At 41.4% G+C, this 22,901-nt stretch carries 20 protein-coding genes; 8 read left to right on the top strand and 12 right to left on the bottom strand.

Annotated elements, in window-relative coordinates; genetic code table 11:
- Window positions 1-240: 240 nt before the first annotated feature.
- The 6 genes from hemH to ACAY00_RS01570 all read right to left on the bottom strand — a co-directional run bounded on the left by hemH (window position 241) and on the right by ACAY00_RS01570 (window position 6,489).
- Complete coding sequence (gene hemH, locus ACAY00_RS01595; protein WP_371376316.1) at window positions 241-1,284, bottom strand: ferrochelatase; 1,044 nt, start codon at window positions 1,282-1,284, stop codon at window positions 241-243.
- A 25-nt stretch (window positions 1,285-1,309) separates the two neighbouring features.
- The gene (locus ACAY00_RS01590) at window positions 1,310-1,906 is read right to left on the bottom strand and encodes a glutathione peroxidase (protein ID WP_371376314.1); all 597 of its coding nucleotides are present in this window, start codon (window positions 1,904-1,906) and stop codon (window positions 1,310-1,312) included.
- A gap of 237 nt (window positions 1,907-2,143) precedes the next feature.
- Window positions 2,144-3,457: a c-type cytochrome biogenesis protein CcmI gene (gene ccmI / locus ACAY00_RS01585; RefSeq protein ID WP_371376312.1), complete on the bottom strand. Its 1,314-nt coding sequence runs from the start codon at window positions 3,455-3,457 to the stop codon at window positions 2,144-2,146.
- Between the two features lie 9 nt (window positions 3,458-3,466).
- Window positions 3,467-3,937: a cytochrome c-type biogenesis protein gene (locus tag ACAY00_RS01580; RefSeq protein WP_371376309.1), complete on the bottom strand. Its 471-nt coding sequence runs from the start codon at window positions 3,935-3,937 to the stop codon at window positions 3,467-3,469.
- Window positions 3,937-4,488 carry a DsbE family thiol:disulfide interchange protein gene (locus ACAY00_RS01575; RefSeq protein WP_371376306.1) on the bottom strand — a complete coding sequence of 184 codons (552 nt, stop codon included), beginning with the start codon at window positions 4,486-4,488 and terminating at the stop codon, window positions 3,937-3,939. Before ACAY00_RS01575 ends, ACAY00_RS01580 begins: the two co-directional genes overlap by 1 nt.
- Window positions 4,489-4,491: 3 nt before the next feature.
- Window positions 4,492-6,489 carry a heme lyase CcmF/NrfE family subunit gene (locus tag ACAY00_RS01570; RefSeq protein WP_371376303.1) on the bottom strand — a complete coding sequence of 666 codons (1,998 nt, stop codon included), beginning with the start codon at window positions 6,487-6,489 and terminating at the stop codon, window positions 4,492-4,494.
- A 275-nt stretch (window positions 6,490-6,764) separates the two neighbouring features.
- Between ACAY00_RS01570 and ccmA the strand changes: the two genes are divergently transcribed.
- The 6 genes from ccmA (at window position 6,765) to ACAY00_RS01540 (ending at window position 12,421) form a co-directional block, all read left to right on the top strand.
- Window positions 6,765-7,418 carry a cytochrome c biogenesis heme-transporting ATPase CcmA gene (gene ccmA, locus ACAY00_RS01565; protein ID WP_371376301.1) on the top strand — a complete coding sequence of 218 codons (654 nt, stop codon included), beginning with the start codon at window positions 6,765-6,767 and terminating at the stop codon, window positions 7,416-7,418.
- Window positions 7,415-8,095 carry a heme exporter protein CcmB gene (ccmB, locus tag ACAY00_RS01560; protein WP_371376298.1) on the top strand — a complete coding sequence of 227 codons (681 nt, stop codon included), beginning with the start codon at window positions 7,415-7,417 and terminating at the stop codon, window positions 8,093-8,095. Before ccmA ends, ccmB begins: the two co-directional genes overlap by 4 nt.
- Before the next feature lies 1 nt (window position 8,096).
- The gene (locus ACAY00_RS01555; RefSeq protein WP_371376295.1) at window positions 8,097-8,843 is read left to right on the top strand and encodes a heme ABC transporter permease; all 747 of its coding nucleotides are present in this window, start codon (window positions 8,097-8,099) and stop codon (window positions 8,841-8,843) included.
- A complete protein-coding gene (ccmD, locus tag ACAY00_RS01550) occupies window positions 8,843-9,079 on the top strand; it encodes a heme exporter protein CcmD (RefSeq protein ID WP_371376292.1) in 237 nt (78 codons plus the stop codon). Before ACAY00_RS01555 ends, ccmD begins: the two co-directional genes overlap by 1 nt.
- A gap of 1 nt (window position 9,080) precedes the next feature.
- Window positions 9,081-9,539 (top strand): cytochrome c maturation protein CcmE, encoded by a 459-nt coding sequence (gene ccmE, locus ACAY00_RS01545; protein ID WP_371376289.1) that lies wholly within the window; start codon window positions 9,081-9,083, stop codon window positions 9,537-9,539.
- A 425-nt stretch (window positions 9,540-9,964) separates the two neighbouring features.
- A complete protein-coding gene (locus ACAY00_RS01540; RefSeq protein ID WP_371376287.1) occupies window positions 9,965-12,421 on the top strand; it encodes a TonB-dependent receptor plug domain-containing protein in 2,457 nt (818 codons plus the stop codon).
- Here the strand turns inward: ACAY00_RS01540 and ACAY00_RS01535 are convergent.
- The gene (locus ACAY00_RS01535) at window positions 12,398-12,571 is read right to left on the bottom strand and encodes a hypothetical protein (RefSeq protein WP_371376285.1); all 174 of its coding nucleotides are present in this window, start codon (window positions 12,569-12,571) and stop codon (window positions 12,398-12,400) included. The two genes, ACAY00_RS01540 and ACAY00_RS01535, sit on opposite strands and share 24 nt — an antisense overlap.
- A 250-nt stretch (window positions 12,572-12,821) precedes the next feature.
- Between ACAY00_RS01535 and ACAY00_RS01530 the strand changes: the two genes are divergently transcribed.
- On the top strand, window positions 12,822-13,220 hold the full coding sequence (locus ACAY00_RS01530) for a VOC family protein (protein ID WP_371376282.1): 399 nt from the start codon (window positions 12,822-12,824) through the stop codon (window positions 13,218-13,220).
- 457 nt (window positions 13,221-13,677) lie between these two features.
- On the top strand, window positions 13,678-15,495 hold the full coding sequence (locus tag ACAY00_RS01525) for an ankyrin repeat domain-containing protein (protein ID WP_371376279.1): 1,818 nt from the start codon (window positions 13,678-13,680) through the stop codon (window positions 15,493-15,495).
- 37 nt (window positions 15,496-15,532) lie between these two features.
- Here ACAY00_RS01525 and ACAY00_RS01520 read toward each other — a convergent pair whose 3' ends face one another.
- The 5 genes from ACAY00_RS01520 to ACAY00_RS01500 form a co-directional block, all read right to left on the bottom strand.
- The gene (locus tag ACAY00_RS01520) at window positions 15,533-16,327 is read right to left on the bottom strand and encodes a hypothetical protein (protein ID WP_371376276.1); all 795 of its coding nucleotides are present in this window, start codon (window positions 16,325-16,327) and stop codon (window positions 15,533-15,535) included.
- 37 nt (window positions 16,328-16,364) lie between these two features.
- Window positions 16,365-17,885, bottom strand: a complete 1,521-nt coding sequence (locus ACAY00_RS01515) for an exonuclease domain-containing protein (RefSeq protein WP_371376272.1) — start codon at window positions 17,883-17,885, stop codon at window positions 16,365-16,367.
- 237 nt (window positions 17,886-18,122) lie between these two features.
- Window positions 18,123-18,845, bottom strand: a complete 723-nt coding sequence (locus ACAY00_RS01510) for a response regulator transcription factor (protein WP_371376269.1) — start codon at window positions 18,843-18,845, stop codon at window positions 18,123-18,125.
- 228 nt (window positions 18,846-19,073) lie between these two features.
- Window positions 19,074-20,852: an acyl-CoA dehydrogenase C-terminal domain-containing protein gene (locus ACAY00_RS01505; RefSeq protein ID WP_371376267.1), complete on the bottom strand. Its 1,779-nt coding sequence runs from the start codon at window positions 20,850-20,852 to the stop codon at window positions 19,074-19,076.
- A 324-nt stretch (window positions 20,853-21,176) separates the two neighbouring features.
- The gene (locus ACAY00_RS01500) at window positions 21,177-22,559 is read right to left on the bottom strand and encodes a PhoH family protein (RefSeq protein WP_371376264.1); all 1,383 of its coding nucleotides are present in this window, start codon (window positions 22,557-22,559) and stop codon (window positions 21,177-21,179) included.
- Between the last annotated feature and the right edge of the window lie 342 nt (window positions 22,560-22,901).

Genomic DNA, 22,901 nt, shown 5'->3' with positions numbered 1-22,901 from the left:
TTAGATCGCCAATTAAAAAGCGGATAGTCGCTTTTATCATGGAATTTTAGGCAAGTTTTTGCCAATTATTGGCAAAAACTTGAATTTATGTCGCATAAAAAATGCTGGCGAATAGTATATAGATCTTGATTTATTGTCAATTAAATCACCAATTTCGTCCGCCAACTTGGCGTGAATTCAACCAAACAACATGGCTAACTAACCACCGTAAACAGGCTATTTTATCGACAACGCAGTAACTTAAATATGAGGCTTAAGCAAATTGACAATGGAGTTAATATGGTCATCACGGTCGTTTAATGCTGGAATGTAGTGATAGCTTTTACCACCATGAGATAAAAACACCTCTCGGCTTTCATGCTCTAACTCTTCTAAGGTTTCAAGACAATCGGCACTGAATGCAGGGCTTACGATGGCCACATTTTTAACCCCATCTTGAGCAAGTTGCGCAAGCACGTCATCGGTATAAGGTTTTAACCATTCCGCTTTACCAAATCGAGATTGAAAACAAGCCACGTATTGATTTGAGTTTAAGTTAAGCTTTTCGGCAACTAAGCGAGCGGTTTTTTGGCAAAAACAATAATAAGGATCACCATTGTCTAAAAACAATTTTGGCATACCATGAAATGACATCAACAATTTTTCAGGTTGGCCATGTTGCTCAAACTGCTCTGCAATGCTGTTTGCTAAGGCACTGATGTAATCCGCACTGTCATGGTAACCACTGATAAAGTGCAAACTTGGGATCCAGCGCCATTGTTTTATTTCGTTGGTTATCGCATCAAAAGTAGAGCCTGTTGTTGGCCCTGAGTATTGTGGATAAAGCGGTAATACGACAATTTTATTCACCCCTTTCGCTTGAAATGACTTTAATGCCGAAGCAATATCTGGTTTGCCGTAACGCATGGCCAAAGCCACTTCAACATCGTCGCCATATAAGGTGTTGAGTTGCTGCTGCACTTTTTGTTGTTGCTGCTTACTTATGACCATCAAAGGTGAACCTTGGTCGGTCCAAATGCTTTGATACAACTTAGCTGATTTAGCCGGTCTCACCCGCAAAATAATGCCGTGTAGAATAATCAACCATATTAACCGTGGGATCTCTACAACCCGCGGATCACTTAAAAATTGCTTTAAGTACACTCTTAATGCCGATGCATTCGGTGCTTCAGGGGTGCCCAAATTGGTCAACAACACCCCTGTTTTAACATTTCCAGTATTAACCGGACCTTGGGTGATATTTTTGTCGTGTAAGTTTTTATTATTACAGATGTAACGCGACATGAGATTCTCTCTTATATAGGGCTGATTATAGCTCGGCTTCGATGGCCATAGTCAATTGTGTTGATAACGGCTCAACTTTCGAAGAAAATCGTTGGATTGTTTGCCCGTCTTTGCTGACCAGATATTTATAGAAATTCCAATAAGGCGCGGCTGTTTGCTCACCTAAATGAGCAAAAATTGGGTGTGCATCATCACCTCTAACCTCAATGGTTGCAAACATTGGAAAAGTCACCCCGTAGTTAATGTAACACACTTTGGCGGTATCCTTTTCTTCGTCTTCTTCTTGGAAAAAGTTATCCGAAGGAAAACCTAAGACCACCAAACCCTGATCTTTGTATTGTTGGTATAAAGATTCCAATGCTTTAAATTGCGGGGTAAAACCACAATTACTGGCAGTATTAACAATTAACAGGGGTTTTCCGGCAAATTCTTTACAAATATCAATGCTCGTGGTGGTATTAAGCTTTCGCATCGTATGATTTAAAAAAGCAGGACAAGTTACACTCGCTTGGTTATTGGCGTCTGCCGATAATGGTACTGACTCGGTTGTCGTGGCATGCGCACTAACTAGAAGTGCTAGGGTTGTGCTCACAGATAAAAAGATTTTGCTTAAAAAGTTCAATGTTATTAGCCTTGTAATGGTCGTTGTAGATAGATTGTATAATGTCGATATCATCACTTATATACGCTCAGGGTAAAATTGAGTTCACTTTTCGCGCCACACTGCTTTGCAATCAACAACCACAACGAATGCTCGGTGCCTGCTTCGCCTGAATCAGGTTAGGCAACTTTGTGCAAAGTTGTCACTGACCAGGCGATTGACACGAAAGCGATAACCCTTTTTATTCAAAATTTAGCTTTACTGAGCTACGGTATCAATGACCAAATTAAGTGGTTGGGCATAACCCGTCTCGATATTTTCTAATTCACCTTTGAAGTCGCCTGGTTGAATACCTGGGCGACCAGTGAACGAAACCACCGCTAAAATATTGACATGCTGAGCCGAAGATAAATTAAATTGAGGACTCATTGCCCGCGAATTATCTAAGGTCACGTTAATCGGTAAATCACTGGCTTGGACCTTAACCGCAGCCAGAGGCATTCTAGGCCCGTTAGCATTAATCGCATAAATAAATACGGTTTGATCTTCACCATTGGAAAGTTTATCGACGATATGATCGGCAAGCGATACGGTGATATTTAAACTCGGCTTTGAATTGCCGGTTTGCTCCGCTGGCGATGACGTTGCGTTAGATGCCACATTAGCCCCTGCATCATTGGTTGCCGATTGCTCAGGCGACAATGTGGCGTTTATGGCTTTGGTGCGCGCTTCTTGAATCGCGGTTAAGATGGCTTGCTGATTGGAACCGGCAAGACCTGCATCAACGATTTTTTGCCAACTGTCGGCCGCTTGTGAGTACCTTTTGCCGAGGTAATGATCCATCCCCAGTAACATTAAAGCGGAAGGTTCATGTGGATTTATCGCAAAAGCTTGGTCGAGTAAGGTCTTTACTTCCGGGGTCATTTTTTGCTCAGCTTGGTAATAACGTGCTTGCGCTTGCAGGGCCAAGATTTCACTTTGTACGCCTTCAATTTCATTCACCTTAGCGAAGGCCACATAGGCGCTATTAAACTCACCAACGGAATTTAGGAGACGACCAAGCTGGAACCAAGCTTGCGAGTTTTGTGGGTTAGATTGAACTTCTTGATGTAAAGTTTGCAACTGTGAAATAATGCGTTGCGCTTCATCTTCTTGATTAACATTGGCATGCCCTGAAGTACTCGCGTTGTTGTGACTAGCCAACTCTTGATAAGCGCCATAGTTTGCGTAAAACAGCCCAGAAAAGCCGATAATAAAAACACTGATCACTATTGGCCACCAGCTTGAGGTTTTCTTATCGCTGGTCTGCTGTTCTTTTTCGGTCGCTGCCATATCAATTAATAAACTGCGATCGAGTTCTTCCTTTAAATAGCCAAAGCTTTCTTGATCAATCCCACCTTCAGCCAAATCTTTTTCTAATTCAGATAAATGTTCATGGTATAAATCTTTGTTGGTTTGCCCACGTGTATCGTCTTGGCTAACCTGAGCTAATTGCGCTTTAAAAAAATGGCGCCATACAATATATAGGGCGACTAATAACAGTACGCCAATGAAAATCCAAAGTAAGGTCATAGGGAACAATTAATCCTTTAGTATTGATTTAAGCTGTTGTTTTTGCTCTTCTGAAAGTTCTGGCGGTTTGGCTTTTTTACGTCGAACAAATGTCGCTATCACCATCGCACCGACCAAAATAAACAGTATTGGGCTAAACCATAAGATATACGTGGTTGGGTTAACGCGTGGTCGATACAGCACAAACTCACCATAGCGTTGGACCATAAAGTCCATAATTTCGGTATCACTCTTGCCTTCCATCAACATGTTGTAGACTTCTCTTCGTAAATCTTCAGCGATAGGCGAATTAGAGTCGGCTAAGTTTTGATTTTGACATTTTGGACAGCGCAGTTCGTAGGTTAAATCCTGAAAGCGAATTTTCGTTACTTGATCAGGAAAAACATAGGTATCAACAGGGCTGGCAATTGCTTTGAGCGACAACAACAATAAAATGGTTAGCGTCAATTGCATAACCTGACCTAATTTTAATATTCGCATTATGATCCCCCTGCAGCCATTTCATCTTCGATGGTGTTAATTAAAGGTAAAAACTCGCGTTGCCAAACATTGGGCTCTAACACTCCCGCAAATCGTTTACGAACAATGCCTTTGTGATCGACGACAAACGTTTCCGGTGCGCCATAAACCCCAAGATCTAAGCCAAGGCGCCCTTCTGGATCAAAAATCGAGAACTGATAAGGGTCCATAAAGTTTTGTAACCAGTCTTGCGCTAGGTTACGTTCATCTTTGTAATTAATGCCATAAATCCTAAAACGAGGATCTTTAGAAATTTTGACTAAAAAAGGATGCTCATACTTACACGATGGGCACCATGTAGCCCATACATTAACCAGTTTAATGCCTGGTGCAAAATCTTGATTAGAAAGCTGTTGTTCAGGGTTTTCCAGACTCGTTAAACGAAATTGCGGAAACGGTTTGTCGACCAAAGCCGACGGCAATTCTTGTGGATTTAACGATAGACCTCGATACAACAACACCCCCAATAACACAAACACCACAAAAGGGATCAGTCGAATCATTATTTTCATCAATTAAACTCCTGTCATACTGGTTTCTGGCTTTGCAGCAATGACCTTAGTCTGCTGTTCGGCACTCTTACGTGCTTTATTACGGTAGCGTTTATCCATCATCGCAAAAATGCCACCGAGCGCCATGAAAATAGCCCCCAACCAAATCCAGCGCACAAAAGGTTTGTAATGCACTCGAATGGCCCAAGCAGAACCTTCTAATGGATCGCCTAACGCCACATAAACGTCCCGAAACAACCCAGGATCGATACCAGCTTCGGTCATGCCCATGGTTTGGACTCGATATTGACGGCGTTCAGGTTTTAACAATGCAATCATTTCACCATCGTCATACACATTAATCTGGCCTTGTTGAGCAGTGTAGTTAGGTCCTTCAACGATTTTTATTCCATTAAATTCAATTTTATAGCCCGATACTTCAATCTGCTCACCAACATCCATTCTAACATTGGTTTCAGACTCGTAAGCCGATACTAGGGTCACACCGACAATCGTAACCGCAATCCCCGTATGTGCGACGGCCATCCCTAAGTGGGAAAGACTAAGCCGCTTAATATTCCAGCTACCGTTTGGCAGGTGTATTTGATTTTTAATGTCTTTGGCGGCCACCATTGCAACCCAACTTGCTAAGCCCATACCAAAGGCGACGGCTATATTAAACTCTCCATGGTATAAAAACGGGAACGCTAAACCAAAAATCACCGCGCTAATAGAAATGACGTTAATTTGCTTAAATAACTCGCCCTTTTTGGCTTTTTTCCAACGGATCAGAGGTCCAATTCCCATGACAATAAACAACAGACTCATGATTGGGACAAATACCGCATTAAAATACGGTGGCCCTACCGATATTTTACCCATACCCAACGCATCAATTAATAAGGGATATAGAGTGCCTAACATCACGGTCACTGCGGCCACGACTAAAATAATATTAGAGACCAAAATTGCCACTTCACGTGAGACTAAGCCAAATGAGCTAAAACTGGTCACGTTCGAGCCACGTAGGGCATAAAGTAATAAAGAACCACCAACCGCAATTGCCAATAACATTAAGATAAACGCACCTCGGGTAGGATCTGCGGCAAAAGAATGCACCGACGTTAATACCCCTGAACGCACTAAGAAAGTACCTAATAAACTTAAACTGAAGGTAAAAATGGCTAACAACACGGTCCAGTTACGAAACGCACCGCGCTTTTCGGTAACCGCTAAAGAGTGAATCAATGCCGTGCCTACAAGCCATGGCATAAATGAGGCATTTTCTACCGGATCCCAAAACCACCAGCCACCCCAGCCAAGCTCGTAGTAAGCCCACCAACTGCCCAAAGCAATGCCTAGAGTTAAAAACATCCATGCGCCGATGGTCCATGGTCTTGACCAGCGGGCCCACGCGGCATCCATTTTTCCACACATCAAAGCAGCGATAGCAAAAGCAAATGCCACAGAAAATCCAACATAGCCCATATAAAGCATTGGAGGATGAATAATTAAGCCGACATCTTGTAATAGCGGATTGAGGTCACGCCCTTCCATCGGGAAGTTAGGCAATAGTCGATCAAATGGGTTAGAGGTAAGCAAGGTGAACGCCATAAAGCCAACGGCTATCATCCCCATAATCGCCAATACGCGAGACACAAAGGCTTGTTCAACGTGTTTACTAAAAACAGCAACAGCCATGGTCCATGCAGTTAACGAGAATACCCAAAGTAAAAGAGAGCCTTCATGGCCGCCCCACACCGCACTGATTTTAAAATAGTAAGGCAATTCTGAATTGGAGTGACCCGCTATGTATTTAACCGAAAAGTCATCAACAACAAAGCTGTAAGCTAATAACACAAGGCTGACACTAGTAAACAAAAACATACCAAATGTCAGTGGTTTAGCAAGGTATATCAAGCGCTGGTTCTGATTGTAAACACCCACTAGCGGGACGATAGACAAACAAATAGCAAATGCCATAGCGATGATTAACGCAAAATGGCCTATTTCAGGGATCATTGACTACTCCAATTTAAAAATCACTCAGTGATAAAGGTCAAAAACGACATTTAGGTCTATTATACGGTGAAAAGCACCAAAAAAACCAAATCTTGTTTATTTAATGTTATCCCCATTATTAAAAAACATTTTTATCGAAAAATCCTCTATAAAATATTCAATATTAAGGATATTATTTAAATCTTAGATAATGACTTTAAAGAACTTTGGCGCTAATAACAATCTGCCATAAGTTATTCCAATAAATATAAATACATTAGGTTAGGCTTTTAACTTTGCAATCATCAACCAACAGCTTACTATGCGCCCATAATCTGACCTGTATAAGAGAAGACAGATTACTCTTTGAAGACCTTTGTTTTAACGCCTGCCCTGGCGATATAATTCAAATCGAAGGCGCTAATGGTACCGGTAAAACCAGTCTGTTAAGAATTTTAGCAGGCCTATCTTCGCCTTTTGACGGTGAGGTGCTTTACCGTGGAAAAAGCATCAACGAATATGACGAAGAATATAAGTCTGATTTATTATTTTTAGGCCATTTAGCCGGTGTTAAGGGTGAAATGACCAGTGAAGAAAATTTACAATTTTACCTCACCATGCACGGACTTGATCCTAAACAAGCCGAAGAGGCTTTAAGTAAAGTCAACCTTTATGGTTTTGAGGACGCCAGCGCCGCGCATTTAAGTGCGGGTCAACATCGACGCATTGCATTGGCAAGGTTGTGGCAAAGCAACAGTAACATTTGGATATTGGATGAGCCATTTACCGCCATCGACAAATCGGGTGTAAAAAATCTTGAACAATTGTTTTTACAGCATGCCGATAATGGCGGGGTAGTGATATTAACCACCCATCAAGACTTGTCGATACCAACGACGCGTTATAACAAAATTACGCTTGAGCACCAACTGGACCACATATCTTTATGACCATTAGTTATCGTCACGCTTTTGTCACTATCTTAAACAGAGACCTCACCATTGCTTTTCGCCATAGGGACGATATTGTCAACCCGCTCTTGTTCTTTATTATTGTGGTATCTCTGTTCCCCTTAGGGGTTGGTCCACAGGCCAATACCTTGATGAAAATTGCCCCTGGGATCATCTGGGTTGCGGCTTTACTTTCAACGTTATTGTCGTTAGAACGTTTATTTAAAAATGACTATCTTGATGGCTCATTAGAACAATTATTATTGAGCCCGTGCCCAACATTTGTCTTAGTCTTAGCCAAAATCACCGCACATTGGTTGATCACCGGCTTACCGTTGATCTTTATTGCTCCTTTATTAGGGGTACTTTTAAATTTACATGAAAACAGTTATGGTGCTTTATTGTTGACCTTATTACTGGGAACGCCAGTCTTAAGCTTGCTTGGCGCCATCGGTGTGGCACTCACGGTAGGGTTAAAAAAAGGCGGGGTGTTATTGAGTTTATTGATCCTGCCTCTGTATATACCCGTTTTAATCTTTGCCACCAGTGCCATTGATGCCGCAAGTATGAATTTACCTTACGATGGTCAACTTGCTATAATCGCAGCATTATTTTTTGGATCGTTAACTTTAGCCCCATTTGCCGTGGGCTCAGCCCTTAAAGTGAGTATTAACTAATATGTGGAAGTGGTTACACCCTTATGCAAATCCTGAACGAGCTTATCAACTCAGTGGCACATTAACACCTTGGTTTGCTTGGATCAGTGCAATTTTATTAACAACTGGTATGGTCATTGGCTTGGTATTTTCACCCCCTGATTATCAGCAAGGTGAAACCGTTCGCATATTTTATATCCATGTACCCTCAGCTATGCTGTCTATGGGGATATACTTAGGAATGGCGATCAGCGCCTTGTGTGGTCTTGTCTGGCAAATGAAATTGGCTGAAACATCGATTGCAGCCATGGCGCCCGTTGGTGCAACTTTCACCGCTATTGCGCTTTTTACCGGTGCGGCTTGGGGAAAACCGATGTGGGGTGCTTGGTGGGTATGGGATGCTCGCCTTACCTCTGAGCTTATTTTGCTATTTTTATATTTAGGGGTTATGGCGCTTTACAACGCCTTCGAAGATAAAGCCTTGGCGGCAAAAGCTGCCAGCGTACTGGCGTTAGTTGGGGTGATTAACCTACCTATTATTCACTACAGTGTTGAATGGTGGAATACTTTACATCAAGGCGCCACCATTTCTAAATTTGATAAGCCTTCGATTTCTATTGATATGCTGATCCCATTTATGTTTAGCTTCTTTGGCTTTGCCTTTATGGTCGCGGCACTTATTTGTATTCGCTTTAAAGCTGAAATTATTTCACGTAACGCGATGCGCCCTTGGGTTAAATCATTAGCCCTGCAAACGGAGGGTAAATAATGTCATTTGATTCTCTTTCTGATTTTTTTAACATGGGTGGCTATGCCTTCTATGTTTGGTTATCTTACGGCTTTACGGCAATCATTTTGGTATTATTAACAATCAACAGTCGCAGTAAAGAAAAACAAATTTTAACCAAGTTACGTCAACGTATTAAACGAGAAACCAAGCTCAAACAAGCAGCACAAGCACGTACTAAAGAGCTTTCTCAAGTGGAACAACAGCAAGGTAGTTAACATGAACCCTCGTCGTAAAAAGCGCTTAACCATCGTCACCTCATTACTTGCCGGTATTTCTATCGTAGCGGGTTTGGCATTGTATGCGTTAAGTCAAAATATAGATTTATTTTTCACCCCAACAGAAGTCATTGAAGGTAAAGCTGATACTGGTTTGATGCCAACCGTTGGGCAACGTATTCGGGTCGGCGGTATGGTGGTACCGGGTACCGTAAAACGCAACCCTGAAAGCCTCAAGGTACAATTTCAATTACGTGATAAAGGGCCCGTTATCACCATAAAATACGATGGCATATTGCCCGATTTATTTCGTGAAGGCCAAGGCATTGTTGCTCAAGGCACCCTGACCAGTAAAGACACCCTTGAAGCATCTGAAGTACTCGCCAAACATGACGAAGCTTACATGCCGCCAGAAGTAGCGGAAGCGATGGGAAAAAGCCACCAAAAACCGCAATACTAAGCAAAATAACTGAATAACAATTCAAAATAAAACCTCAACAATGGCATAAAAATTTACCATGTTGGGGTTTTTATTTGGCAAAATAGTTTTTAAGAGCTCATTTTTTAATCAAAATATTTTATCTTTTCGTCCTGCCCCAACATTAATTGTACCAACTCTGTAACACCACCCTTCTTTACACGTCGCTAACGAAAAACCAACACGTTAACGTAACCCCCCTGATCTAAAACAATTAATATTGGCTAATAGGGGAAACACAAAAGCCTATAAAGTAAACGCTAGGTTGCACTGATTACCCGCATTTAACACCCCTTACTTGAGTGTTACGCTGCATTTTAATTATTCATTAATTGATCTCTAATGAGGGCAAGTCGTAAAGAGCAAAACTAAATAAAAATGCTCATTTTAAAAACGTGGAGTTAAGCGTGTTCAAGAAAAATTTAATTGCCAGTGCGGTATTGTTAAGCACATCTGCTACGGCATTAGTAAGTGCGACAGCGGTTGCTCAAGATACCGCTGCTGTAGAGCGTATCGAAGTAACCGGTTCTCGTATTACCCGTACGGATATGGAAACGGCATCACCGGTAACGGTCATTTCAGCTGAAAATATTGCCAAAGGCGGTTTCAAGTCGGTGGACGAAATCCTTGCTGTGCAACCTTCTGCTGCTGGTATGAGCATGGGTGGTTCCTCTAACAATGGTTCGGGCGGTAAAGCGACCATCAACTTACGAGGCATGGGCGCTCAAAGAACATTGGTGCTGTTAAACGGTCGTCGTATGGTTGCTTCAGGTACAGGAGCCGATTCATCGGTTGACTTAAACACTATCCCTGTTGCCATGATCAAGTCGATTGAGATTTTAAAAGATGGTGCCTCTGCGGTGTACGGTTCAGACGCCATTGCCGGTGTTGTTAATATCATCACTAAAAAAGACTTTGTTGGTACCGCTTTAACTGCCGATTTTAGCCAAACAGATAAAGGCGATGGCACTGCATCAGGCTTTAGTGTATTACAAGGCAATGAAGTTGCTGACGGTAACTTAGTGATGGGTTTCCAGTACAGCGAACGTGGAAAAGTCATTCAATCTGATCGTGACTTTACGCCAGCAGCAAGTTCTTCTTTTGTCCCAAGTGGTAGCTTAGCCGGTATGGTGCCTAACGGCGAAGGTGGCTTTAAAGACCGTGATTACGGTTACGATTACAGCACCAGCAGTTATGCCCAAACACCAAACAAGATTTACAGTTTTTTCACTGCTTTTAACAAAGAAATCGCAACCGATACAGAACTGTCTGTTGATGCGATGTACACGTTGCGTGATTCAAAGCAACAAATGGCACCACAACCAGCAAAAATCCAACTTGATCGTACGATGCTAGACAGCAAGTTTGATGACCAATTTGCTAAGACAGATAAAGACGGTGAACTAATTGATACCCTAGAATACCGTCGTAGAATGGTTGATGCGGGTCCACGTATTTACGCCCAAGAAACCAATACCTACCGTATTTCAGCCGGTTTAAAAGGTTACCTTGATAACGATGATACTTGGGAAATGTCAGCGACATATGGTCGTAACGATGCCAAAAGTAGCATGGCTAACGCAACGCATTCAAAAAACTTAGAACAGAGTATCTATGCGCATCAAGATCTTTGGTTTAGTGGTAACACCATCGATCGTGACTTTCTGGTAGATGAAAATGTTATTTATACCGAAGAAAACGAAGGTGGTAATGAACAATTTACCCTTTCTATGGTGTATTCGGGCGTTTCTGAAAGTGACATCGGTTACGCGTTTGGTATTGAAAACCGTTTTGAGTCGGCTTTCTATACTCCTGATATTTACACCCAAAAAGGTGAAAGTACGGCAGCCCAACAAGATCCAACCACGGGTGATTACAATGTATATTCAATGTATGCAGAGTTCTCTGTACCGGTAACAGACGCTATTGCGGTTGAATCAGCGGTTCGATATGACGATTATTCAACATTTGGTGGTGCAACAACATGGAAAGTGGGTACAACGTACACCTTCAATGAAGATTTAATGTTTCGCGCCGTGCGTGCAACAGGTTTTCGCGCACCAAGCGTGAGCGAACTTTACAGTGGTAACTCTGGCTCATTTGATTACCTAACAGACCCTTGGGGCAACGAAATTGATCAGCAAATTCTGGTCAATCGCACCGCTGGTGAGAACCTACAACCAGAAGCAAGTGATTCATTTACTTTAGGTATGGTGTGGGACGTAAATGAGACTATTTCAACAACGGTTGATTACTGGAAATTTGATATTTCCGATGCCATCACGCGCTTAAATGTGCAAGAAGAGATGAACATGTGTTTTGCTGGTAACGTCGTTGCTTGTCATAACGTGAATATTACTCTAGACGGTGACTTAACCAACTTAACATCAGCTCTAACTAACGTTGGTAGCCAAGAAACAGCCGGTATTGACTGGAACTTTAGCTACACTGGCGATGTTTTTAAAGTAGCATTAGATACCACCTACTTATTAGACTTCACTGAAGATGGTGTTGACTACACAGGTACTGTAGACGGTAACTACGGCGCGTACTCAGAGTTGAAATCAACCATGACCGTAAATGCTGATATCACCGAACAGTTGAGTGTTCAGTACATTGCTCAGTACATCCATGGTATGGACGGCAATGCATGGGGCGAAGCGTTTGCAACCGATAGTGTGGTTTATCACAATGTTTCAGCCACATATTACCTAAACGATGACTGGGTAATTAATGCGGGTGTTCAAAACCTATTAGACAAAGAACCTGAAGTAGTGCCTAATGGCAGTGATATGGATACCGTACCAGAAGTATATGACACGGTTGGCCGTACATTCCACCTAAGCACAAGCTACAACTTCTAATTGCTCAAGTGAAATAGATTTAAATAGCGGTGACGAGTCACCGCTATTTTTTTGCCTTTTTCCCGCACCATTTGACTCGATTAACCTGATCAAAGTATCACCAAAGCCAATAAATTTTGCCCATAAAAAGTGTGACCAAAAGGTCATCATCAACATACATTTCTTTCGTTTAGTCACTTAATGGTCATGAGATTTAGAGTAGAAAATCACCTTTGAGATAAACTCCCAATCGGCGATTTTGCAACCGTGTTTTCATTCTGAGTGATTGATTTTGCTAAGAAAGTAACCATTACCAGTAACCAATACCTTAGCTAAAAGCCTTTACATTCTTGCGCCGGGAGCAGAAACTTAATGGGATGAGTCTAAAGTCGTCATTATAATATTTTCCAGGGAGAGTTTTATGAATATGAACCAAGTAACCTTGCCGGTTAACGACATGATCGCCGCCGTTAATTTTTATCTTAGTCTAGGCTTTACCCAGATTGTCGATACCCCACATTATGCTCGTTTTACCTGCCCTTTAGGCGAAGCGACCTTTTCTCTGGCTTTAGAAACCACAGATTTTAGTAATGGCGCAGTGATCTATTTTGAAACCGAGAATTTAGATGATCTTGTCGCAGATTTAACGAATAAAGGCATCGTATTTGAACAACTGCCGACCGAGCAAAGATACCTATGGAAGGAGGCGGTGTTACGCGATCCATCGGATAATAAGATAAAGCTTTATTGGGCTGGTGAAAACCGCATTAACCCACCCTGGAAAGTTGAAATTCGAGCACCACGTAATGGCTCCAAGTAATCGCATATTCAGCGATGCAAGAGCTCAATGTCGATAACGCGCTTTAAAGGGTATAAAAAAGCCTGCAAATTGCTAGCCTGCTATGAAACTGAGGGATACTTTATCTCTCAGTTTTTTTATTTTTATTTAAGAATCAGAGTGTTGATAAGCAACAAGGAGGATTTTTACATAACTTCGCTTAAATAAGCTTTTTAAAATCAAAGTATTATGCGTTTGCTTTACTTTTTACAAATCATAACTTAATGAAATTATGTGTATTTATTTAAAAAAATAATAACAATAATACTTCAGTAATTATTGGGCGTCACATCTTATGCTTTCCTTTTATTATTATAAAACACTATATGATGTTTAGATCAAATTATTTATATAAATAAATTTCATTTGTAGATTTAAAATTCTCACTAACTTATTATATTTCATAAGATTAGTAGTATTTTGCATAAGGACGGCTTCTGTGTATTTAAAACAACTCAAACGTTTATCGATTCTTTTATTCTCACTTTCTTTTTTATCAGGCTGTGTCACCGCCCCTATCTTCATGGTTAACACGGATAACCTAGAAGCCTTAAAGAAAGTAGATCCTGCTAAAGTTGATGAAATACTCATGTCAAATCCAACTGCATTGTGGCAAGCAGCTGCTACGGGTCGTATGGAGTTTGTAAGAGTGCTAATTGATAAAGGTGCGAATATTAATGTTAAGCATAATGGCGTACCTGCAATTGTTATTGCTACTCATAATCGACACTTTGATGTTGTAAAGCTGCTAGTTGAAAAGGGTGCCGATATCGATGCTTCAAATGGATTCGGTTCAACTTCTCTTCACTTTGCAGTAGCTAAAGGGTTGACGCTGGGGGATATAAGCTGGTTATTAGATAGTGGAGCTAATATTGATAAGGTTGAAAATCAAAGTGGCAATACATCTACCCCATTAACAATTGCTATTACCACAAACCGCTCAGAGATCGCAAAAGAACTCGTCAGTCGGGGAGCTTCTATCGAAATCCCAAGCAGTTTTTCTCCTATCTTACGTGCTGCACAATATGGTGAACTGGAGCTGGTTAAATACCTATTATCAAAAGGCGCAGATTTAAATGACATAGGCGCTGACGAGAATATTAATGGTCTTTCTATCGCTGTTGCTAACCAGAAGTGGAACGTTGCTCAATACCTTCTCGACCAAGGAATAAATACAGACCAGCAAGGAAGAGGTGGTTTTAAGGCAATTCACTATGCAGTTAATGTTTCGGCACCAAGCAAGTTGTTTTCGAACATAATACAGAATACAGCTTCAATTGATTCAAAGCTAAGCGAAACCTTAGATACACCTCTTATCCTAGCGACTTATCATAACAATAGCACGTTAGCAAAATTGTTAATCGATGCAGGGGCTGATATTAATGTAAAGAATACAAGAGGCGACACACCACTTCATTGGGCAACTCACCATGGAAACGTAGAAATATCTCGTTTATTAGCTCAAAAAGGCGCTAGCTTATACGCAGTAAACTCCAATAACCTTTCTCCGTACGCAATTGCACAAAATAAACCGAACCTATTGGCTGCAATCACTAATATTGATGTGCAAGCTAAAGTAGACACTCCACCTAAAAAGTCTCCAAAGGCATCTGCTAAACCTTTACTTGCTTCAACGGGGAGTGGTTTTTTCATTAATAAACATGGAGATATGGTTACAAATCATCATGTTATTGATAAATGTGAGTTTGTTAAGGTAAGACATAACAATGAACTATACGGTGCTTCAGTCGTAGTGTTTGATAACAAAAATGACCTAGCTGTTGTTTCTGCCGAATTGGATAATAATGCGTTTTCGAACTTGAGCGCCCAGCAATATCCTTCACTGGGTGAGAGTGTGACGGTGCTTGGTTATCCTCTCAATTCCATATTAGGCAATAGCCTAAAATTAACCACGGGTATTTTAAGCTCTCACACAGGTATTCAAGGGGATTCTTCTGTTTATCAAATATCAGCACCTATTCAAAGCGGTAACTCTGGTGGACCCGTCTATGATGAGGCTGGCGAAGTGCTGGGAGTGGCTGTATCTACGCTTGATCCACTTGTAATGGCTAAGCATACTGGGTCATTACCTCAGAATGTTAACTATGCTGTTAAATCGACGGTATTAACAAACTTTTTGAAAGCCAACAACATACGTTTTAGTGTTGGAAGTGGTGAGAGTAAGCAGAGTCCTAAACAGATCAATAAGGCTAATGCAAAGGCTGTAGCATCAATATTATGTTATTCGCGTTCCTAATATGATGGCATAAAATAGAATACTGCGACGTACAGAGCTAATGAGTTTTTAACACTTCATTAGCTACACTGAACTCAATGATGTCATGAATATCAAACTGTCCATCAACTAAGCCTAGGCGCTGTGCAGGAGTTGTAGGCTTACGCTTACAGCCTCTTTTGTTTTTAATCTGCTTGTAATCGGTTAAGACAAAGTTATTAAAAATACGGCTCATTTCAATGAGCATACAGGCATATTTAGGGTTGTATGAAGCATAGAGGTTCCATTTTTGAAACTTTCCTGACGCAGATAGATCATTCTCTATCCGTTTTTTCTTGTTGTCTGTCTCTCTGATGCGATGTGGTCTCTCGACCATTGTAAGACGCCTAGAGAGTTGATTAAACCATACGTCTATAGGAAACAAGGACGCTTCATCAAATACCCCCTCATCGACATCTGTGAGTGCTTTTAAATCGAGGTACTTGCCTTCTATCACAGGTATGTCCTGACGTACCCAGTCATAGCCTTTATCTCTGACGCTTTCGCCTAATCCGAGCTTTGATTTCCTGATCATACAGGCTTGCACTTTTTTCTTTTCAATGAGGTCTAGGTATATTTTGGTGATCCCTATATCAAAGGTGTTATCGTTGTCGGCGTAAATAATTGTTTTCTTAACGGTCTCCAGCATCGGCCTAAGCATTTCAAGGTGGGTAAGAATGGAATATGATTGATGCACAACGAGATGCTTTTTGGGAGGAATGCTCTCTTCTTCCTGGGGATCACTTTCATCAGGCAATATGTATTGCTGATAACGGCGTTTGTGCAAGGGTTTGTCATAATCACCGATGCGCACAAACTCCTTTGACAAAGATTTGTAGTCAGAGGTAAAGTCAAAAATTCACTGTACCTCTTAAAATATAGCCTGAACTCCGCTCAGCGGCACCAGTGATGTATAAGCGAGTACGTCGAGGCTCTAATTTATTCGTCCAATTCACATCAAAAAACTTTCGATCCATGCACAGTTTGAGTGTTTTGGTTTTCATCTTGTGCCAGTGCTTTTTAAGTTGATACTGCTCGAACTGAACACATTGGTTATAGAAAAACTCGATGCGCTTATAGATAACACTAGGGGTTGTCATCAGCACCTCTTCCACGCGATTGATGGGCACTTTGTTCACCAGTAAAGAGAACAGTAAATAATTGATCTGCGGATTGTGCTGTCCTTTCTGGGGATTGATTGCCGATGAAAACTTGGTACGACAGGACTTACATTTAAAGGTTTGTGATACCACTTCACGGAGATGGTGGTATTTGCCGTCACTGTCGGGGAATACGATTTTAGTCAACCCTTTAATGTTCTTTAGTTTCTTGGTGTTTTTGCTATCAAGCCAATAGTTATCAGAGTGTGAAAGTATGTCTTTATGTTGATTAGGACATGGCTTCTTAAGTCGAGTACGTGTTTTCTCCACACCACGCACTGTCTTCGTATAGGTTTCATATCGTAAACCATCTGGAATGCCTTTGCGCTTATCCTCTCGCAGTCCTGTATTCGGGCAGCTGGGTACGTTTAATTGATAGATAGATCGCAACCGTTCAACCTCTTGTACGATACCCTTATTGCTATACGTCGTCGTACTTGTAAGGCACGTTTTGCATTCAATCAAAAGTGCACCATCCTCACCTGGCTTTATTCTATAATTGCCTAAGTCAGTACTTTCCTTACCGAGGTCATGTGGATCAGGGAATTTGGGCGGAACACCATAATTTTCACACTGTGTGTTATAGCAAAAGTTGATTTGATAGCCTTTGTAAGCCCTTTGAATTGGAAACTTTTCTGGATCTTTTCGGACTGTATTGTGCGGTACGTTTTTAGGGCGATCTTTACGCGGAGTAGATAGAAGCTTGAAATAAACGCGCGCTGTAAGCTGGGCGTCAATAAGTGCGCTGTGTATTATTCGCTCAGAGTTGTCAACACCGTACGCTCTGCAAGCATCGTCCAAGGACAACTTGCTCCTGTTCATTGTCTCTAAAGTCATGACTTGAACACAAAGGCTTTTATAATCGGCAGAGAATACGACACCAGAGCCAGATAGCTTGGCCTCGTTATCCATAAACTCCAAATCGAACGCCTTGTTGAAAAAAATTAACTCACTATCATCGATAAAGTTGAGAATATCAGGCAAAACTTCTTGAAATAGCGGCTCTTTAAGTAACTGGCTATCTTTGATGCCGTGAGTTGCAAGTGCAGTTGGGGTGCTTTTGCGACCCTCTGGGTTTAGGCGGGTGAGAAATGTGTTACCTGTCAGCTTGCCATTATTGATTTCAACAAGCGCAATTTCAATGACTCTATGGCGACCTACCACAGTACTTAAGCCTGTCGTTTCAGTATCAATAACAACTTGTCTTGCCATACTGAACGCCCTCGAATCGAATTACAGGAGAGCTATATTATATATATAAAGCACCTAAAAGATCGAACTGCAACTAACTTCATGTAATTTATGAGTTAAATTACACGAACTTATGTTTTCTATGGGTTTTTGGTGCATGAGTTTAAGGGGGGTAAAAATAAGAAAGGGACGAAAATCATCCCTTAATTTCATAGCAGGCTAGCAAATTGCAGGCTTTTCTCATTTGATAATTTTTAATTAATGGCCATCGGCCGACAGTAAATACCCTTTACCCCAAATGGTTTTGATTTGAGTATTGACCACACCTTGACTGATTAATTTATCTCGTAAGCGAGATAAACGCACATCAACAGAGCGCTCAGAACCATCGTATTCTCGACCTAATAGCAATTTATAGATATCATCGCGAGTTAATACTTTGCCCGCATTAAACATCAATAAAGATAAGAGCTCAAATTCAAAAACACTCAGAGAAATTGGCTTACCTTCAACTTCACAACGTTGCTCGTTTAAGGTTAAAGTGATTTCTCCAACCGTGACTTTTTGTCTATTTTGGCTGGTACCTTTATCTTTACTACGACGTAATAAAGCATCAACATGAGCACTCAATAACTTAGGGCTCACCGGTTTTACCATGAAATCGTCTGCGCCCACACTATAAGCGGCCAAATGTTCGGCTTCGCTGTCATGCGAGGTTAAAAACAAAATAGGACCGTTGTAGGTGCCACGTAATTCATGACACACCTTGTAGCCATCTTTTCCAGGCAATCCGATATCTAAAATGATCAGATCAGGCTGGATCTTAATTTGGCTACGTACCGCCTGATCCCCTCGATATACCTGATGAACCACGTACGAGGACTTTTCAAGATAGCTTTTTAAAAGAGAGGACAGTACCTTATCATCTTCAACTATCATGATTGTTGAAAACTCACTTACCGCGGTAAGATCTTTTTTCATAAGCGTTAAAACCTGCCTAAGATGGAATACGTTATTGTAGTTAATTTACTAAAAAATATTCACTACGACTTATATAAGATCAAATAATAGAGCAATAGCACAGAGAAAACTGTTTACAATTGTAACCCCAAAAAACTACTCATCTAAAAAATGTACTTTTGTTTCAAGATTATGCCTAATCTTGTACCTTAATAACAAGAACTACTGTTTCAGATGTTAATATTTTAGTTAAAATAACTCTTCATCTAAGGCAAACAAGTGCTGTGCGCCACTGCTTGCCGACGCCATAAGCGATAAACGTCTTGGTAACAAGCGCGCAAAATAGTACCTCGCAGTCGTCAATTTGGCCTGATAAAAGTCATCTTGCACTGACTTATTCATTGCAACTTTAGCGATTCTCGCCCAAATATACGCCAAGGCAGTGTAACCAAAGACATGCAAGTAATCATTCGCCGCTGAGCCTAATTCTTCAGGATCGGTGACAGCTGCGTTTAAAATCGTTTTCGTTAACTTATGCAAGTCATTACTAGCAAGCGATAAAGGCTGCATAAACTCTTGCAGTTCCTGAGCCGGGTTATCATCGATAAAACTTTGAATGTGTTCTATAAACAAATCAACATAAGCACCATCATTAGCCGCGACTTTACGAGTGATTAAATCCATCGCTTGAATACCATTGGTCCCCTCATAAATTTGAGCGATACGGGCATCTCGCACCAACTGCTCTTGCCCCCACTCGCGTACATAACCGTGTCCACCAAAAACCTGTTGCCCATGGATGGTATTTTCAAGACCAATGTCACTAAAAAACGCTTTCGCTAGTGGGGTTAATAAGGCGGTTAATGCGGTTGCATTTTTTTGCTCTTCACCTACCCCATAGGTGCTAATATCGAGTTGTTGAGAAATATACAACGCTAACGCACGGTTACCTTCGTTTAGGGCCTTCATATTTAATAGCATTCGACGAACATCACCATGAACCATTAAGCTGTCGGCTGCCTGCTCTGGTTGTTTAACCCCAGTTAAACTGCGCCCTTGCAGTCTATCTTTGGCATAGTCAATGGCATTTTGATAAGAGCGTACGCCGGCACCAATGCCTTGAATACCGACGCCAATACGCTCAAAATTCATCATGGTAAACATACAGGCTAGGCCTTTATTCACTTCACCAATCAAATAACCTGTTGCTTGGTCAAAGTTCAGGACACAGGTTGCTGAGGCATTGATCCCCATTTTATGTTCAATACTGCCACAACTTACAGCATTTTTTGCGCCTAGGCTGCCATCGTCATTGAGCAAATATTTCGGTACCAAAAACATCGAAATGCCACGGGAGCCCGCTGGCGCATCGGGTAATTTTGCCAACACCAAATGAATGATATTATCGGTCATATCGTGCTCACCGGCGGTGATGAACATTTTACTGCCGGTTAATTGGTAACTGCCATCTTCATTGGCTATGGCCTTGGTTTTAATCATTCCTAAATCCGTGCCCGCATGGGCTTCGGTTAAACACATGGTGCCAGCCCACTGTCCCGAGTACATATTAGGTAAATATTTAGCTTTAAGCTCCGCACTGCCATGCTTGGCCAGACTTAAGGCAGCGCCGGCCGTTAAGCCAGGGTACAAAGAAAAGGCGATGTCTGCCCCGCAAATAATTTCCTCTTGCAAGGCGGTGATCATTTTTGGCATCCCCATGCCACCAAATTCTGGGTCACCGCCTAAGCCAATCCAGCCCCCTTGGGCATAGGTACTAAAGGCTTGCTTAAAACCAGGAGCAGAAATCACTTCACCATTATCCCATGTCGTGCCAATCTCGTCCCCTTGTCGTGAAATTGGCGCAATCACTTGCTCTGCAATTTTGGCACACTCTTGTAATATTGCCTTAGCGGTATCTTTGTCTATCAACTCTGCTAACGCGGGTGTGTTTTGCCACATGTTTTCTGCATCGAATACATCAAACAACAAAAAATTCATATCTTTTAAATCGACGCGATAATCTGCCACGGTTATTCCTCTCTTCCCCAAATAGTTACCAATGAAAACGATCACGGTTAGTGATGTTAATTATTATTACGAGCCACCTTAAACAGTCGATTAAAACAGCCGTTTAAATAATGCGATAATTATTTAATTCTGTAAAGCGTTATAACCCCCCTCAATTAGCAACGAGATTAATTTAGGCGTAAGCAGAATTTTTTGGCCAACAGAAAAGCCCGGTTAACCCTAGAAAAAATGCGATAAACCATACGGTTTATCGCATTTAGCTTTACCTACCCTGTTTACTTTGGCCTGATTGATCTTAGCCATTTAGGTCTATGGCGACTGATGTTACAGATTTTCTTCGGCAAATTGCGCTAATGCGCTGCGCACCACCCCATTAAGGTTGACCGTCGCACTACCTGGGTAGTCTTTAAATCGCTCGACAATATAGGTTAAGCCTGAGGTTAAAGGGGTTAAATAATTACTGTCAATTTGAGCTAAATTACCGCTACAGATTAACTTGGTTCCTGCACCACATCGGGTAATGATGGTTTTTAATTGGGCCGCCGTTAAGTTCTGACACTCATCTAACAACACCACCGCATTTTGAATGCTTCGGCCACGCATAAAGTTGACCGACTTAAACTGAATATTGGCTTTTTCCATGATGTAATTCATGCTACCGCTCATGCTTTCATCTTGTTTGTGCAACACTTCCAAAGAGTCGGTAATAGCGGCTAACCAAGGCGCCATTTTCTCTTCTTCAGTGCCAGGTAAAAAACCAATCGATTCGGCAATTTCTGGGGTCGATCGAGTCACAATAACTTTGTCGTATACACCTCGCTCCACCACCATTTCAAGTGCGGTGGCAAGGGCTAGTAAGGTTTTACCACAACCTGCGGGGCCGGTTAAAATCACCAAGTCGATATCAGGATCTAATAAGGCATCCATGGCCATGCCTTGATAAATATTTTTGGGATGAATGCCCCAAGCATTGCGCCCCATTAACCGTTCATGACCTAAATCTAGAATGGTCATTTGATCTTCATTAATTTCAACCACTTTGCCAGCAAAACTTTCTTCTTGGTCAATAAGGTATTCGTTTATATAGGCGGCCGGAATCAAGTTTTTATCAAGAATATGCCGTGTGTAGCGACCGTCGGTTTCACTTTTACAGTTACTGACTTGCTGCCAAAAATCCCCTTCAAATTTATGGTAGCCCTTGGTTAAAAATTTAATATCATCTACTAATTGGTCAGTACGGTAATCTTCAACAAACTTGAGCCCTGCACCTTTACCTTTTAATCGCATATTAATGTCTTTGGTCACAAGTACGACTTTCTTGTCAGATTTTTTTTCTTGTAAGAAAAGGGCTGTGTTAATGATTCGGTTGTCGTTTTCGTTTTTAGACAAGCCATCAACTTTTTGTTCAAGGGCGAAGTCATTAAAAATAGACAGATGACCAGGTTCTCGATGACTTTCATTGGTATTAGGCAGTTGCACGCCTTCTAACACTTCTTCTGGGGATGCATCACGGAGTAAATCTTCAAGCGCGCGAATGGCCACTCTGGCATCGCGACTAACGTCTTTATTTCTGTCTTTGATGCTATCAAGCTCTTCTAGAACCGTCATTGGAATAACAACATCATGTTCCTGAAAAGACAGAAAAGCGAAAGGTTCATGTAGCAAAATATTGGTGTCTAATACGTAGATGGTGTGTTTGTCATTCATAGATCATCCTAAACTAAGGCAAACTTATTTGCTCAAATTCTGTCGTAATTTGAATGATCATGACTTGTTGGGTTGGGTGCCCGCAACGCTAGTTTTGAAGTTGCTGTTTAGCGCTACTGTTGTTATCACCTGATGTACAAAAGCGTACAAACAAAACAGGATCACTCACCAAAGGCTGTGCTTTTTCGATCTCCTGTTCCATTAGACGTAACTTCACTTTGACATGTTCTAATTATTGAGGCAAGAGGGTGTCACATATTTTTTTCATTTTGATCACACCTTCTCTACGGCAGATTTTAAGTTTAATTCTATACTCTAAGCTAGCTAAGGGCTGATAACTCT

This window comes from Thalassotalea sp. 273M-4 (assembly GCF_041410465.1).
Lineage (GTDB): Bacteria > Pseudomonadota > Gammaproteobacteria > Enterobacterales > Alteromonadaceae > Thalassotalea_A > Thalassotalea_A aquiviva.
The sequence above is the reverse complement of the archived record's forward strand: the minus strand, read 5'-3'. Positions and strand labels throughout refer to the sequence as shown.